Here is a 14,137-nt window from a genome sequence, read left to right on the forward strand (position 1 = left end):
GAAAGTCTTACATTGAGAGGATGTATGAAGAAAATTATTGTTGCTGCTGCACTTGTTATTTTTTCAATAGCTTCGCAAGCCAGCACTTTTTCGGAGAAAAGACAGCTGCAATATATCCAGGAGCATCAGACTGCTGTTGCAAAGTACGCGGAGAAAAATGGCAAACCTATGCCGGAGATACAGGACTATAAATACGGTATGAAAATTGATGTAGCAAAATTTGTTCGTCAATCTCAAGACCCCCGTACCTGCAAGGTTTACTCGCGGTTGATGACCTTCGAAGACTCCCAGGGTACGCTAAAGACAGTCCGTTATTCTCTGTATTCGCAGTGCGTAAATGATAAGTAGTGTTCGTTTTTCTTCGAAAAATAATCGATTTTATAAATGCCAAGCAATGCTTGGCATTTTTTATTTTCTCTGCAGCTATTTGGTAACGGCTGGTCTTGTTTTTCGGCGCCTGCGAGTACGTAGTGGAATAAATATCAGGTCACCAGACACGATGCCCAATAACTGCCCCCAAAGGTAGTAGCCTCAGAAAGGACGAGTTATGAAAGTTTTGCTTGAACACCCAGACGAAAAAGTAGGGTCTGGAAGCCATAGTCATGAGCATGGTGGCATATTTGGTATGAACACCGAACTGGTCTTCGCGCTAATCTGTGGCACTCTCCTGGGAGCCGGAGCTCTCGCAGGGAAACTCGGCCTGATTGATAGACTGCCGCTGATACTCTACGTATCTGCTTATGTCTTCGGTGGTTGGTTCACAACCAAGGAAGCTATCACCAACCTTCGCCAAAAACGTTTCGAGATCGATACGCTAATGCTTTTTGCGGCCGTAGGGGCTGCAAGCATGGGGGCTTGGGCAGAGGGGGCTCTGCTACTGTTCCTCTTCAGTCTGGGGCATTCCCTTGAAAGCTATGCGATGGGCCGGGCGAAAAAAGCTATTGAGGCGCTGGCCAAACTCGCACCTGCAACCGCCATCGTACGACGCTCCGATGGTACGCAGGAAATGCCAGTGGATCTTGTGGTGCCCGGTGACGTTGTCATCGTACGCCCAAATGATCGCCTGCCAGCCGATGGTTTTGTGGTCGTAGGGTTCTCGAGCATCAACCAGGCTCCTGTGACCGGTGAGAGCGTCCCAGTGGACAAAAAACCAGTCGCTAGCGCAGCTCTCGCGCGCAGTAAGCCGGATGCTGTAGATGCTGCATCCAAGGTTTTCGCGGGCACCATCAACGGCGAAAATCTGATCGAGATCGAGGTGACACGGCGCTCCACGGAAAGCACCCTGGCGCGAGTCATCAAAATGGTCAGTGAAGCAGAGGTCCGGAAGTCGCCGACCCAGCGATTCACGGATCGCTTCCAGCGGATTTTCGTCCCTTTGATCCTGCTCTTGGTGGCAGGCCTGGTATTTGCCGGCATTTTTCTCGACGAGCCTTTCCGAGATTCGTTCTATCGCGCCATGGCCGTTCTGGTAGCCGCAAGTCCCTGTGCGCTTGCGATAGCAACACCCAGCGCCATTCTTTCAGGTATCGCCAGAGCTGCTCGGGGTGGGGTGTTGATCAAGGGTGGTGCACCGCTTGAAGAGCTTGGCTCATTGAGCGCCATGGCATTCGACAAGACTGGTACCTTAACCGAAGGACGCCCTCGTATTACCGATGTAGTACCCGTGGGCGGTACCAAGATCGAAGACCTTCTGACTGTTGCAATCTCCGTAGAGTCGATGAGCGACCACCCGCTCGCTGTAGCCATTGTGCGCGACGGTGAAGAGATGATTGGAACCAGAAGTAAACCCCAAGCAACGAATGTGAGGAACCTGGTTGGTCGGGGTGTCCAGGCTGAGCTAGATGGTCAGCAAGTTTGGATCGGCAAAGTTGAGATGTTTGGTGCTGATGGTATTCCCTCCCTCACCGAACCTGCTCTGGAAGCTGTGGAGCGACTGCGTCAATCAGGTCGCACAACGATGATTGTGCGCCGTGGTGATCGTGATCTGGGAGCGATTGGATTGTTGGATACGCCCAGGGAAGGAGTGAAGGAGGCGCTTCAGGAGCTCAAGCAAATGGGCATTGAACGCATGATCATGATCTCAGGCGATCACCGTCGCGTTGCAGAAGCTGTCGCCAAACAGGTGGGCTTGGATGAGGCGTGGGGGGATCTAATGCCGGATGACAAGGTTCAGGCTATCAAGAACCTGCGCATCACCTCCAAAGTAGCGATGGTAGGGGATGGTGTGAATGACGCCCCGGCCATGGCCAATTCTAGCGTGGGGATTGCAATGGGTGCGGCAGGCTCCGATGTTGCCCTGGAAACGGCTGATATTGCGCTTATGGGCGACGATATTCGACAACTTCCATTTGCGGTCGGGCTAAGCCGCCATACGAAATCCATCATCCGCCAGAACCTATTCGTCAGCTTAGGGATCGTCGCGATACTGGTCCCCTCCACAATGATGGGGTTAAGCATCGGTGCTGCCGTCGCTATTCATGAGGGGTCCACGCTTCTGGTCGTGTTCAACGCCTTACGCCTGCTGGGTTACCGCAGGAGCACTTGATCTCTGAACATAAACAAAGGGGGCGCATTGAGCGCCCCCTTTGTACACGACAGTCTGAAAGTGGATCAGAAGACGTATTGCAGGCGGGTTACGAGAGCGTTGCCACTGTCGTCTCCGGCCGCGTTCTCGGCATTGTCAGTGCGCACGTTGATGTAGTCGGCACTCACCTTCACGGCCTCGTTGACATACCAGTTCACACCGATTGTGTGGCTCTTTGCTTTGCGCTCATCTGACTGAGCCGCAGTGGTGACCAGGTTACCGTCCTCGACCTTGATGTCGTCAAAGCGATAGAAAACTTCCCAGGCCCCCAGATCTTTGTTCTGTGGTTTGATGGTGTCAAACTTGGCACCGTCGAGTTTGTAGATGCGGGGCTCGCCAGTCAGCGTATACGCCATTTGTGCGTAGTAGCCCGATGCTTTCAGGTCATTGGTTGCCTGGTCAGCTTGCAATTTGCGGCGAAGGTATTCAGCTTGCACAGAGAACGGGCCGGTAGCCCAAGCACCTTCAACACCCCAGACCGAATCGTCGCTCCACAGGCCTTCTTGCGCCGTGGCGCCGCCAAACAGCATGCGATTGCCGTTGGTACCCGCATCACCACCGCCATTGGTATCCACACCACGAACGCCGAGACGTGAGCGGATCCGGGTGTCTACTGAACTGTCTTTGAGGTCGCGATAGGCATACTGGGCACCGATGTGCAGGACGTTGCCATCAGAATGCAGCGGTGCGAAGACACCGCGCACGTTATAGCGTTTCGTGCTGTCGCCATCGTTATCATTGTTGGTTTCGCTAAAGACGCTACCCGACAGGTAGGCCATGTTCGCGATGGTGCTGGTGGCTTGAACGCCCATGCCAGCGTTGTCGTTGATCCAGTCTGCTACATCGTAGGAAAGGTTTCGCTCCATCCCGGTTGTCCACTTCGAGCTGGTCGCCTTCTCAAGACCGAAATCGGTGTAGAAGCGGCCGAATCGCAGTTGGACTGGAGCGAAGCCCGTGTAGGTCAGGCTCGCTTCGTCAAAGTAGCCATCGGCGTCGTTACCGGTGTTGCGGGACAGGTCGTAGCTAACCTGGTACTTCCAGTCACGGTACAAGGTACCGCCGAACTCGATGTAGGCGCGACGGAAGTAGGCTGCGTCAGCAGTATCGCCATTCTTGGTGAAGACACCGTCGAACCGTCCGTAGTCGGCCTGAACCCTGCCGCCCAGTTTGAAACTGAACTCCTTATCGGTAGTAGAAAGTTCAAGACCGCCCTTGGTTTTGAGAACGATATCAGCTCCGTCGCTAGTGACTACTCCGGAGAATGCTTGCGAGGAAAATGTGCCTATTATTGCGGCAGCCAAAAGCTTCACTCGCATGTTCGAAGAACGGATCATTGCTTGCCTCTCGTGTGTTAAGTGCTAAGGCGTCGACGGGATGTTTGCCCTCCGTCGGGCCTAATAGATCTGGCAGATGTGAGCAGGTCACGTTCGTCACCTGCTGCAACAAGATGCCTTTGTTCTAAGCACTATGGCTAGATCGCAAGCAAAAATGACAGAAGTGTTTCTGTAATGTTAAAGAAAGACTTCTGAAAAATAACGAGCTTGTCATTTATCAAGCCAGTCACTTTTGTCCAAGAAGCTTTTTTTAATCAGTCGACGGATATCCAAGGCCTGAGGGTTGCGTGTGAGCGTTGACTTTATAACAAGATAGACATCTTTATCTTCCAAGTCTTCGAGAAATCCTGGCACGAGCGTGATGTTTCTGTCCATTTTACGGCTGTAATCTGGCAACACACCAATGCAGGCCCCCCCAACCACCAGGCCGCGGGAGAAATTGTAGTTCTTGGCTCTGGTCGTCCCTCCTCGGTGGCCGGAAATTATAGAGGCCCAATTTTTGGAACCCGAGAGAATGTCATCGTCCCAAGGAAGAACGAGCATAAAATTCTGTAGGTCATCACTCGCCACTGGGACCGTGACACTTCTTGAGTAGCGGCTTGAGATAAATAACGCGTGTCCGATCCGGCCAAGCCGTTCGAACCTGTACTCGGGGTAGCGATCGAAGGCATCGTCATCAGATGGTGTCACGAGAACAATACCCACATCGACGTCACATCCATTGAGCATTTTCGGGGTGCACTCAGAGTGGATCTCCAGTTGCATTTCAGCATGATCCCGAACGTAGGCGACGAGATCTCGATTGACGATATCGCTGAGTACCGGTTCTGTGATCGCAAGCGTGAGCCCCGGGATGCCCGTGTCGCCGGCTTTTCCAAGGCCCTCAGGGCCAAAAAGTTGCGAAAGGTAATGGCTGACCTTGTCGCCTATTCGAGTCAGAGCAAGCTTGTTGTTTTTATAGACGAATACAGGAGAACCGATGTGCTCCTCTAGCTTTTCCAGGCGCCTCCGAAGGCCTACTACAGGTAGGTTGAGCGCCCTGGCTGCCTGTTTAAAATTTGCACAACGTACGGTTGAGAAAAATTCTAGCGCTAACTGTTTATCAATTGGCAGATCATCCAATATGTCAGGAATGCAAGAAACAGTAATGCCAGTAGATGTTTCATTTTGTGTAGCCATTTATTCCCCCTTGTGCGGGGAGAATTTATCTCAATGTGGATCTGCAGTTCCCGATACTATCAATATTGTAATTTCCGCGTAATCTAATTGTTATTTGGCGAGGTTGATTTCAATAAAGTAATTATGAGGAAATCTTTTTGATATTTTGGCGTGCTAGGTTTTCCGTAAAGTTTTAACCCTATAATCGGCATCTGCTCCCCAGTTTTCTACCGACATTTGATTCACTTTTTTTTCACCTTTGCTTCCATAGTCTCAGCACATGGAAACCAAATGCCCGCCTCTTGTATTTTTGCTGTTCCGATATTTAGGCGTCGGATCAATAGCGACAGCGATACATTATGCAATCTTCTTGGCGCTTATCGAAGCGGAGCTTGCTGATCCCGTGTCGGCCAGTATATGTGGCAGCATGGTAGGTGCTATTGCAAGCTTCATCGGTAATCGAGCGCACTGTTTTAAGGCAGATGGTTCTCGAGTGCTCCAGCCTATTAGGTTCACACTTGTCGCTCTGGCAGCAAACCTAGGTAACGGAGTGGGTATTTGGGTACTCATTAAATTAAGTTTCTCACCGCTTATCGCCCAGGCCTTAGTGACTATAGCCCTTACGGCACTTGGATTCATTGCACATCGTTTCTGGACATTCAGCCATGCAGACATTAAATCGGTTTCCCGAGCGCCCTGATCCCTTGTTGACCATTGTGGTTCCCTGCTTTCAAGAAGAAGACACCATTCCAGAGTTCCACCAACGCGTTACCAAAGTTGTTAAGCGGCTACCTGTTTCTTGCGAGATTCTCTACATCGACGATGGCAGCAATGATGGTACTGCAGAGCTGCTGCGTGAGTATCAGGATGGCTCGGCTGTTCGATGCCTTTTCCTGAGTCGAAACTTTGGAAAGGAGGCCGCGTTGAGGGCTGGGATAGATCATGCTCGCGGCAGCGCGCTCATCTTCATTGACGTCGACTTGCAAGATCCGCCTGAGCTCATTCCCGGCATGGTGGAGTTCTGGCAAAAGGGTTATGACGTGGTGAACATGCAGCGCAATCTGAGAACCGGCGATTCGCTTTTCAAGCGCATGAGCGCTCGAGCCTACTATTGGGTCATGCAGCGTCTGGTGGATAAAGTGGATTTGCCCGCCGATGTCAGCGATTTTCGCTTGATTGGACCCGCTCCGCTTGCAGCTATTCGAGCATTGGATGAGCGTTCCAGCATCCTTAAGGGCATGATCGGCTGGGTAGGCTTTCGCACCTTTGAACTACCCTATAATCGCGCTGTTCGTCATGCAGGGAGCAGCAAGTGGAACGTGGCTGGACTAATCAATCTTGCCATCGAGAGCATTCTCAGTTTTTCTCGCAAGCCGCTGCGTATCTTCAGTCTCGCTAGCTTTGCACTCTTCGTTTCCAGCTTCTGCTACATGCTCGCAGCCCTCGTGGCTGGTAGTTTCGATGTCCATCATCTGCTCGTCGGAATGGCCTCATTTATGTGCGTCGGTGTCGCCATGGTGGGGGAGTACCTTGGCCTGACACTCGCAGAGGTTAAGCGCCGCCCCCAGTATTTCTTGAAAAACAGTCCCAAAGCGGAGTGCGCGTCTATCCACCCTTCGGTCTCATCGTTCGAGGGTAAGAAATGCTGAGTTTGAAGAGGGAGCAGACGTTATGGCGGATATTGGGCGCTATTTTGGTCCTACGTTTATCAGGATTGGGTGTCTACCCCCTGATGGACACATCGGAGGCCCGTTATGCCGAAATGGCGCGAAAAATGGTCGAGCTGAATGACTGGATCACGCCCATGTTCGATTACGGGGTACCGTTTTGGGGCAAACCACCACTGTCTTTCTGGACGCAAGCCGCGAGCATGACGATCTTCGGGGTCAATGAGTTCGCTGCTCGATTCCCTGCATGGCTGCTGCACCTGGCTAGCTGTTTCATCATCATCAAGCTCGGTACGCAGCATTTCTCGCGTAACGCGGGCATTTGGGCGGCAATAATCTTTTCCAGCACAACGCTTGGCTTGGTCTCCAGCGGAGTCGTACTGACCGACCCCGTTCTATCGTTCTCAATTTTGCTGGCCAGTTATGGGTTCTGGCGTTGGATGCAATGCGCCGACAAAGCGTACGCCTATCTGATGTTCGCAGGTTTGGGGCTAGGTCTGCTTGCTAAAGGCCCGCTGACCCTGGTGCTAGTAGGGGCGCCGGCATTCCTCTGGATCGTGATTTACAAGGAATGGAAACGGGTGCTAAGGCTACCTTGGGCTGGCGGCCTGGGTCTTATGCTCGGCATCTCTGTGCCTTGGTACGTCTTGGCTGAGATGAAGACACCAGGCTTTATGGAGTACTTTTTCGTTGGTGAGCACTGGAGCCGTTACGTCGTTAGCAACTGGGCTGGTGATCTTTACGGCAGCGCCCACGCCAAGCCATACGGGACCATCTGGCTACAGCTCGGGTTAGCGCTTCTTCCGTGGGTATTCTTCCTTCCATTGCTGATCCGTAGGCGTGCGTCGCTGCAGCGGTTTGAGGCCTACCTCTGGCTCTGGGCGCTGGCTACTCCGGTCTTCTTCACGTTCGCCGGCAACATTCTGTGGACCTACCTGCTTCCTGCGCTCCCAGCCTGGGCTTTGCTGCTGTCGGGCCGGGTCAGCGATACCGGCCCGAAGACTACATGGGCTGCTGCTATGAGTGCTTTGATATTGCCAATGATAGGAGCGGGCATAATTTACGCTGGCGCAATGGAAACGCGGCCTCAGAATCAGCGGGATGTGATCCAGGCTTGGCTCAATGCTCAGTCTACTCAGCCGGGCCCCCTGATCTATCCGGGACGCCGGTCGTACTCATCCGAGTTCTACAGCACTGGCAAATCCGAGCACATCAAGGATCCTGCCAAATGGCCAAGCAGTGGCTTGTTTTATCTATCGAGGCGCTTGCGCGACAGCAATGCTGAGCTGCCTACCGGCCTGGAGTGCACCAAGATCACAGAAGCCAACGCCAGCCAACTACTGCTATGCCGTTGGAACGCCGACGAGAAAAATGCCCAAAGCCTCGCCATAGAAAGCAGCACGAAAACTTATCAGAAGAACGAGGGCTAAATTTAGGATGAAAAAAAGCCAGGTATTAACCTGGCTTTTTTGTTGACTGCTACCCTCATCAGAGTTCCTAGTTTATCGTCGATCAGTTATCGGACTTTTCCTTGGCATCTTTGCGCTCTTTTTGTTTCTCTTGAGCGACCTGCTGCTTTTTCTGATCCGATGAATCATCGCTCCATATGCGTGCCTGCTCAGCCCGGAAATTTTCGTTGAATTTTTTCGCTCGATCAAATCCGTCTTCAGCATGGGCGGTAGTCATCAGACCGAACAGCAAGCTTCCAAGAGCGATAGATTTTACAAATTTCATGTTGAACCTCGGTATTTACTAGACCTCCCTGACTAGGGGTCTTTGTTGTTTTGTAGTTTAGGGAAGCGAAGCTAACGACAAGGTGAGGTATTAATTACAATTCCGTAATTTTAGCGTGCGGCAGGATGCGTTCTAAGTCTGGATCTGGAAGGATCAGACCTATCGCCGGAATTGCTGAAAGAAAATTTCAGTTATCCAGTAAATTACAATTTTGATATCTACCACCGTAGTTTCGTGCGGCATTGCAGTCCGCACCAGGAGATAGCTATGAATGAAATTGAGCCTTGGGCAGTTGCCATGAATGATTTTCGCCGCTGCGCTGAAAATCTTTCTGCCCAGGTCGATGAGCTGACATCTCAGACACGGCTTTCTAGCGCTGTCTTGGAGAGGTCGAACGAGATGGTGGAGCAGGTAGAGGCTATAGGTCGGCAGATTCACGGGGAGGTTCGGAAGGCTGAGAAGGCTTGGTCCGATGGTGAAGAGGTCGCCTTACGCGCCGCGACAAAAGCGTACTCTGCCGCTTACCGTGGAGTCGACAGTGCCATCCAGCCTCTCATTTCAGAGCTTTCGATCGCTACCAGTGCCGCGAATGCTTCGCTCGCAGAACTCAAGCGTGCACCGGCACTGGCCAAGCGTTACGTAATGGTGGTGGCGACAGCATTTTTCATCCTGGCATTGATCTGTTCGTACTCGACCATGCGTCTGATTGATGCAGCCGGCCGTGTGAGCGCTCAAGAAAAGGTCAACGCTCAATATTTCTCACAGCTTTGGAAAAACGCCAACCCAGAAGAGCAACAGATCATAAAGTCAGTGATTTTAAGGGCCCCGATGGATCCTGTGGTCCTTAGGGACTGATGCTCTGGAATAAAGCAAAAGGCCCGTCTATTGACGGGCCTTTTTGATCACGCGATCGAGGCGGCGCTCATCGTAGAGTGGTTGAGCTGGGGTTGAGGAAAGTTAAGGTGAAACCAGGTGAAGTTTTCATCAGTCACTTCCACACCCGCCGAACCTTGGTGCAGGCTCATAATCGATTGAACGATGGCCAAGCCAAGCCCTGTACCACCTTCACTCCGTGCTCGGCTCTTGTCCACGCGGTAGAACCGTTCAAACAAATGGGCATGGTGTTCTTTAGCAATCCCGCGCCCCGGGTTGCCCACGCTTAAAGTAGTACCGTTTGCACTGCGGTGTACCTTCACGTAGACCGTGCGACCTCGGGGGCAGTATCGGATAGCATTTGATAGCAGATTCGAGACGGCACGCTGAATCATCAGACGATTACCGCGCACGGCGTCGTCGCTGCCCGAAATCTGGAGTTGGATCTCGCCGTCTTCAGCCGAAATACTGAAGAGATCGCAAACACGCTGAATCTCATCGACCAAGGATACGGTTTCGAACTCAACCATGGATGCAGGATGACTGACCTGCGCTAGGAACAACATGTCGGAAACCATACGGCTCATCCGATCCAGTTCTTCTGTGCAGGACTCGAGAACCTCGCGGTACTCGGACAGCGACCGCTCTCGGGTCAGGGCAACCTGGGCTTTCCCCATCAGATTGGACAATGGTGCTCTGAGCTCATGGGCAAGGTCATCAGAGAACTGCGAAAGCTGCTGAACCCCATCGTCCAGTCGAGCCAGCATGATATTGATTCCGTCTGCGAGCTCTTTGAGCTCTGCCGGCATTCCATCTGCCGGCAGGCGATGCTCGAGGCTCTCGGTCGAAATTTTGGAGGCAACCTTCAGGAACTTTGTTAAGGGCAGCAGGCCACGTCGCACAGTCCACCAGCCAATAGCTAGGATGAGCAAGAGAATAACGGGGGACATCATCAGAGCCCAGGTAAGCAGTGCGTCGAGCAGAGCCTCATTGGATGACTGGTCCATAGTCATGTAGACGCTTACTTCGGTGCCATCATCCAAGCGCATTACGCGGGACGTGCTGAGTAGTGGGCGGCCCTGGGTGTCGCGCCACTCATGTTCTTGCGCCGTCGCTCCAGCGTTGAATTTGCGTACCTCTAGATTCACCTGCTTCGAGCCGATCGAGAGCAGCGGCTGTCTGCTCGTTGTTGAATCGAAGATGCTCACATACAGATTATTGTGGCCCATGACCAGATCAACGAGCTGGTGCGCGTCTGCATTGACCCCGGAGATATCCGAGATGGTAGAAAGGTTGTGAGCCATTCCTTCCATTTTCACTTCGAGGTCAGTTCTGGCGTTTCTTTCAAGAGCTTGACCCACCATCAGGTACCCGAAGGTGGCGAACAGAAGCAGCAACCCTGCGCTCATCAATCCAACTTTTAATCCTAGCTTCGCAGCCAGGCTGAAAGGCCTCATGCGCGCTCCTCAAAAACGTACCCAACGCCTCGAAGCGTATGAATTAGCTTGGTTTCAAATGGATCATCAATCTTCGAGCGTAAGCGCCGAATAGCGACATCGATGACATTGGTGTCGCAGTCAAAATTCATGTCCCATACCAACGAGATGATCTGTGAACGGGTCAGCGCTTCGCCCGCTCTGCTCATGAGCAGATGCAGGAGGGCAAACTCCTTGGTGGTGAGGTCGATGCGTGTGCTGCCGCGAAAGACTCTATGCCGTACGGAGTCAAGCTCCAGGTCGGCAATTTTAAGTAGGGTCTTCTCGACCAACTCATCACCGCGCCTCTGCAATGAGCGAATACGGGCTAACAACTCTGGAAACTCGAACGGCTTCACGAGATAGTCATCAGCCCCGCCGTCCAAGCCTTTGAGCTTGTCATTTATGCGCCCGCGGGCAGTCAGCATGATGATGCGCACTCTACTGGTTTTCCGGATGGTCTCCAACAAGTCCCAGCCATCAATACCTGGGAGGTTAACATCCAGTAGAACGAGCGAGTAGTCGTTGGTATAGAACTGGTGCAAGGCGTCAACGCCATTATGCACGATGTCTACGATGTATCCGCTTTCGGATAGGCCCTGCTGAAGATATTCAGCAGTTTTAATTTCGTCTTCCACTATTAAAATGCGCATAACCTATCTCAAAGTATGGGAAGGAGTTGGCCTAATCCACAAAAAGCTTTCATTTTTTGAAAGTTTAGCCGAGGGCATATAGTGTGGTATTCGCTACTTCTGTGCGTACGCCTTGGTCACCTGATTGCACTCGAATCTTAACGCGAAGAAGGTAGCTGCGGCGAAATCCTACAAATTTGTAATGTAGTAGCAAGACTGCTGACAGTCACGCTGACTTACCTTCCTCAGCATAGCGGATCCTGCGGCTTCCAGCGGCTTTCTGCGCTGGTGGTTGAGGAGGATTCGGCCGTTCACGGACAGCATTTCTGCCAGAACAGTTGGGGCCTGCGCGCGGCACCCAATGACACCTTGGCAGGCGTCGCTAATTTGACTCAGCGATCAGGGCCTCTCTGCATTAGACGTGCTTGTCTTTTCATCCCAAGTAGGCAGGGAATCTACTCTGCAATTACAATCTGTTACATGTCCAAATTGTAATTGCACCATCATCTTGTCGTCAGCCGCCTTTGTTATTTTGACCGCAGCACGCAGGCAGCGCTGCTTTGGGGCGTTATGCTCCGAAAATCTGCTCACGCCGATGCATTCGCCTTAGAACCATCTGCTCCTTTGGTAAGGTGAATTTTAGCGCCCTGTTTAGGGCGCTTTTTTTATTAATGGACTTATCATGAAAACAACTAGATCTGCTATCGCCGTGTTCATGCTTTTTTCCGCGCTGTCGACAAATGCCCACAGTAGTATGCAGGCCAATGAGGAACTTGAGCGGTCTGCCAAAGACGCTACCGCGCGCTACGCACAGAGCACGAAGAAGCCTATGCCTGAAGTTGAAGACTACGCTTACGGTATAAAGTTGGACGTTAGTAAGCTAGTGTACGTATCGCCTAACGTTCGTCAATGTGGCAGCGTCAATAGCATGATGAGCTATGAGGATTCTAAAGGTGAACTACACATGGTTCGCTACTTGGTGAATGGTGAGTGCATAAATAGTCGGTGAGCAACCACAACTGGGTGCTCCCAAGCATTGGCTCACAGGTGTTCGCAAATTACTCCCGCTCATTGACACTTTCGACTTGGAAGGTGTCAATGGCGGTCAGAAGTTACCGACTGATGTCAGTGGGTCGGCGATGGAGTACTTTCGTGGAACGATTCGCGCTCGATCTGAATGGTGCAGTGGTGTATTTCAAATGCACTGCTGACAGCGTCGACGACAGCCGCCAGTACAGTGTCTGCATCTGCTGAGTCCCGCACTACAACGTGCGATGTCAGTACGTTACTGCCACTACTCACCGCCCAAACGTGCAGATCATGGACGCCAGTCACCCCCTCGACACTGAGGATAGTGGACTCGATTGCCTCAACTTCCAGGCCTCTGGGAACCCCTTCCATAAGAATGCCCAAGCTCTCGCGAAGCAATTGCCATGTGCGCGGCAATACCCATAAGCCAATTGCAACGGCGACAATCGTGTCTACCCAGCCCCACCCCGTGAACCGGATAATGAGAGCTGCGATGATCACGCCCACCGAGCCGAGCATATCGCTCCAGACTTCGAGGTAGGCCCCCTTGACGTTGAGGCTCTCATTGCTGGCAGATGCGAGTAGTCGCATCGAAATGAGATTCACGATCAATCCAGCGATCGCGATCCACATCATCGCCCCGGTGGCGATCTCCGCGGGCATGAAGAAACGCTGGTAGGCCTCATACAAGATGTACATTGCCACCAAGAAAAGCAGCACGGCGTTAAATGTGGACGCGAGAATCTCCAGGCGCGCATAGCCAAAGGTTCTTTTCTGGTCCGCGGGACGCTTGGCAATCTGAAGTGCAATCAATGAGATCGCCAAAGCGGCGGTGTCCGTAAACATGTGAGAAGCGTCCGACAAAAGCGCTAGGCTGCCGGTTATCCACGCGCCAATTACCTCTGCGATCATGAAGCTGCCAGTCAAGGCTAGCGCCATGACCAGCTTTTTCTGATGCCCTTCACGCACCGCAGCACTACCATGATCATGATTTGACCCCACGTATTTCTCCTTGTGTAGAGCTCTAGTCGCGTTGTCTTTTCTGGCTAGCTTGCCTTAGAGAGCTGCTTGACCACACTGGCTGCAGAATCTTGCTCCGGCACTCATTGGAGAGCCGCAGGCGGAGCAACCATTTGTTAGTGGTACTCCGCAGTTTAGACAAAAACGCGCTGACGGTTCGTTTGTGGTCCTGCACTGCCTACAGTTCTGTGGAGCTTTGATTGAGGATTGGGCTGCCGGGGGTGTGCCGTCGATTGAATGATTGCGACTTTCGCAGTTTTGAGGATCATCACGCCGCTCGTGTCGAGCGCTTCCATGCCCCCTGTCGTGGTGTTTGCCGCCGCTGTGGCTCCCTCGACCGTGATTGCTACCCAAGAGATCTTTGAAAAACTTCATGACGTTCGCCCTCATTAATGGGTGATCTACGAGCGGTGTCGGATAAATGATCATCCGCTCAAGAACATGGACTTCTAATTAGTGATCTAAGTTCAAATGTAACGCGCGATAGATCTAGGGATTCTCCGATCAAGTCAGCACAGACCATCTGAGCTGTGCTGAAATAGCCCTCCGCCCAACTGCCCCCCGAGCAAGCCTCCACCCCATGAGTCAGATGAGTTTTTCCGATTTCGAGTACGCCGGTAAGCGCAAGCAA

14 protein-coding genes are annotated in these 14,137 nt (G+C 52.3%); 7 read left to right on the forward strand and 7 right to left on the reverse strand.

Annotated features, from left to right (window positions below; genetic code table 11):
* Nucleotides 1-24 precede the first annotated feature (24 nt).
* Both RTI28_RS19810 and RTI28_RS19815 read left to right on the forward strand, forming a co-directional pair.
* Nucleotides 25-348, forward strand: coding sequence for a DUF2790 domain-containing protein (locus RTI28_RS19810; RefSeq protein ID WP_009394997.1), 324 nt, complete (start codon nucleotides 25-27; stop codon nucleotides 346-348).
* A 199-nt stretch (nucleotides 349-547) separates the two neighbouring features.
* Complete coding sequence (locus RTI28_RS19815) at nucleotides 548-2,545, forward strand: heavy metal translocating P-type ATPase (RefSeq protein WP_037058648.1); 1,998 nt, start codon at nucleotides 548-550, stop codon at nucleotides 2,543-2,545.
* Between the two features lie 65 nt (nucleotides 2,546-2,610).
* On the opposite strand, the gene RTI28_RS19820 is transcribed toward RTI28_RS19815, so the two are convergent.
* The gene (locus tag RTI28_RS19820; protein ID WP_009394993.1) at nucleotides 2,611-3,918 is read right to left on the reverse strand and encodes an OprO/OprP family phosphate-selective porin; all 1,308 of its coding nucleotides are present in this window, start codon (nucleotides 3,916-3,918) and stop codon (nucleotides 2,611-2,613) included.
* 210 nt (nucleotides 3,919-4,128) lie between these two features.
* On the reverse strand, nucleotides 4,129-5,097 hold the full coding sequence (locus RTI28_RS19825; RefSeq protein WP_037058644.1) for a LysR family transcriptional regulator: 969 nt from the start codon (nucleotides 5,095-5,097) through the stop codon (nucleotides 4,129-4,131).
* Nucleotides 5,098-5,356: 259 nt separating this feature from the next.
* Between RTI28_RS19825 and RTI28_RS19830 the strand changes: the two genes are divergently transcribed.
* The 3 genes from RTI28_RS19830 to RTI28_RS19840 are packed head-to-tail and all read left to right on the forward strand — an operon-like array spanning nucleotide 5,357 to nucleotide 8,173.
* Nucleotides 5,357-5,776: a GtrA family protein gene (locus tag RTI28_RS19830; RefSeq protein WP_009394988.1), complete on the forward strand. Its 420-nt coding sequence runs from the start codon at nucleotides 5,357-5,359 to the stop codon at nucleotides 5,774-5,776.
* Nucleotides 5,742-6,725, forward strand: a complete 984-nt coding sequence (locus RTI28_RS19835; protein ID WP_009394987.1) for a glycosyltransferase family 2 protein — start codon at nucleotides 5,742-5,744, stop codon at nucleotides 6,723-6,725. Before RTI28_RS19830 ends, RTI28_RS19835 begins: the two co-directional genes overlap by 35 nt.
* Nucleotides 6,719-8,173, forward strand: a complete 1,455-nt coding sequence (locus RTI28_RS19840) for an ArnT family glycosyltransferase (RefSeq protein WP_009394985.1) — start codon at nucleotides 6,719-6,721, stop codon at nucleotides 8,171-8,173. Before RTI28_RS19835 ends, RTI28_RS19840 begins: the two co-directional genes overlap by 7 nt.
* Nucleotides 8,174-8,255: 82 nt before the next feature.
* Here the strand turns inward: RTI28_RS19840 and RTI28_RS19845 are convergent, their stop codons facing one another.
* A complete protein-coding gene (locus RTI28_RS19845; protein ID WP_009394983.1) occupies nucleotides 8,256-8,477 on the reverse strand; it encodes a hypothetical protein in 222 nt (73 codons plus the stop codon).
* A gap of 267 nt (nucleotides 8,478-8,744) precedes the next feature.
* On the opposite strand from RTI28_RS19845, the gene RTI28_RS19850 reads away from it, so the two are divergent.
* Nucleotides 8,745-9,332, forward strand: a complete 588-nt coding sequence (locus RTI28_RS19850) for a hypothetical protein (protein ID WP_009394982.1) — start codon at nucleotides 8,745-8,747, stop codon at nucleotides 9,330-9,332.
* 47 nt (nucleotides 9,333-9,379) lie between these two features.
* Here the strand turns inward: RTI28_RS19850 and RTI28_RS19855 are convergent, their stop codons facing one another.
* Together RTI28_RS19855 and RTI28_RS19860 are read right to left on the reverse strand one after the other, a co-directional pair.
* The gene (locus RTI28_RS19855; protein ID WP_009394978.1) at nucleotides 9,380-10,807 is read right to left on the reverse strand and encodes a heavy metal sensor histidine kinase; all 1,428 of its coding nucleotides are present in this window, start codon (nucleotides 10,805-10,807) and stop codon (nucleotides 9,380-9,382) included.
* Nucleotides 10,804-11,478: a heavy metal response regulator transcription factor gene (locus RTI28_RS19860; RefSeq protein WP_009394976.1), complete on the reverse strand. Its 675-nt coding sequence runs from the start codon at nucleotides 11,476-11,478 to the stop codon at nucleotides 10,804-10,806. The genes RTI28_RS19855 and RTI28_RS19860 overlap by 4 nt, the downstream gene beginning before the upstream one ends.
* A gap of 661 nt (nucleotides 11,479-12,139) precedes the next feature.
* Between RTI28_RS19860 and RTI28_RS19865 the strand changes: the two genes are divergently transcribed.
* The gene (locus RTI28_RS19865) at nucleotides 12,140-12,466 is read left to right on the forward strand and encodes a DUF2790 domain-containing protein (protein ID WP_009394973.1); all 327 of its coding nucleotides are present in this window, start codon (nucleotides 12,140-12,142) and stop codon (nucleotides 12,464-12,466) included.
* A gap of 116 nt (nucleotides 12,467-12,582) precedes the next feature.
* On the opposite strand, the gene RTI28_RS19870 is transcribed toward RTI28_RS19865, so the two are convergent.
* Both RTI28_RS19870 and RTI28_RS30425 read right to left on the reverse strand, forming a co-directional pair.
* Nucleotides 12,583-13,488, reverse strand: coding sequence for a cation diffusion facilitator family transporter (locus RTI28_RS19870; RefSeq protein ID WP_037058636.1), 906 nt, complete (start codon nucleotides 13,486-13,488; stop codon nucleotides 12,583-12,585).
* A 54-nt stretch (nucleotides 13,489-13,542) separates the two neighbouring features.
* The gene (locus RTI28_RS30425; protein WP_080604706.1) at nucleotides 13,543-13,935 is read right to left on the reverse strand and encodes a zinc ribbon domain-containing protein; all 393 of its coding nucleotides are present in this window, start codon (nucleotides 13,933-13,935) and stop codon (nucleotides 13,543-13,545) included.
* Nucleotides 13,936-14,137 lie beyond the last annotated feature (202 nt).

The sequence above is a fragment of the Pseudomonas sp. zfem002 genome (genome assembly GCF_032621685.1).
Classification (GTDB): Bacteria; Pseudomonadota; Gammaproteobacteria; order Pseudomonadales; family Pseudomonadaceae; genus Aquipseudomonas; species Aquipseudomonas japonica.

Excerpts from the sequence above, each read along its gene's own strand:
- RTI28_RS19810 (WP_009394997.1), top strand. The coding sequence starts at position 25 with ATGAAGAAAATTATTGTTGCTGCTGCACTTGTTATTTTTTCAATAGCT.
- RTI28_RS19815 (WP_037058648.1), top strand. The coding sequence starts at position 548 with ATGAAAGTTTTGCTTGAACACCCAGACGAAAAAGTAGGGTCTGGAAGC.
- RTI28_RS19820 (WP_009394993.1), bottom strand. The coding sequence starts at position 3,918 with ATGATCCGTTCTTCGAACATGCGAGTGAAGCTTTTGGCTGCCGCAATA.
- RTI28_RS19825 (WP_037058644.1), bottom strand. The coding sequence starts at position 5,097 with ATGGCTACACAAAATGAAACATCTACTGGCATTACTGTTTCTTGCATT.
- RTI28_RS19830 (WP_009394988.1), top strand. The coding sequence starts at position 5,357 with ATGGAAACCAAATGCCCGCCTCTTGTATTTTTGCTGTTCCGATATTTA.
- RTI28_RS19835 (WP_009394987.1), top strand. The coding sequence starts at position 5,742 with ATGCAGACATTAAATCGGTTTCCCGAGCGCCCTGATCCCTTGTTGACC.
- RTI28_RS19840 (WP_009394985.1), top strand. The coding sequence starts at position 6,719 with ATGCTGAGTTTGAAGAGGGAGCAGACGTTATGGCGGATATTGGGCGCT.
- RTI28_RS19845 (WP_009394983.1), bottom strand. The coding sequence starts at position 8,477 with ATGAAATTTGTAAAATCTATCGCTCTTGGAAGCTTGCTGTTCGGTCTG.
- RTI28_RS19850 (WP_009394982.1), top strand. The coding sequence starts at position 8,745 with ATGAATGAAATTGAGCCTTGGGCAGTTGCCATGAATGATTTTCGCCGC.
- RTI28_RS19855 (WP_009394978.1), bottom strand. The coding sequence starts at position 10,807 with ATGAGGCCTTTCAGCCTGGCTGCGAAGCTAGGATTAAAAGTTGGATTG.
- RTI28_RS19860 (WP_009394976.1), bottom strand. The coding sequence starts at position 11,478 with ATGCGCATTTTAATAGTGGAAGACGAAATTAAAACTGCTGAATATCTT.
- RTI28_RS19865 (WP_009394973.1), top strand. The coding sequence starts at position 12,140 with ATGAAAACAACTAGATCTGCTATCGCCGTGTTCATGCTTTTTTCCGCG.
- RTI28_RS30425 (WP_080604706.1), bottom strand. The coding sequence starts at position 13,935 with ATGATCATTTATCCGACACCGCTCGTAGATCACCCATTAATGAGGGCG.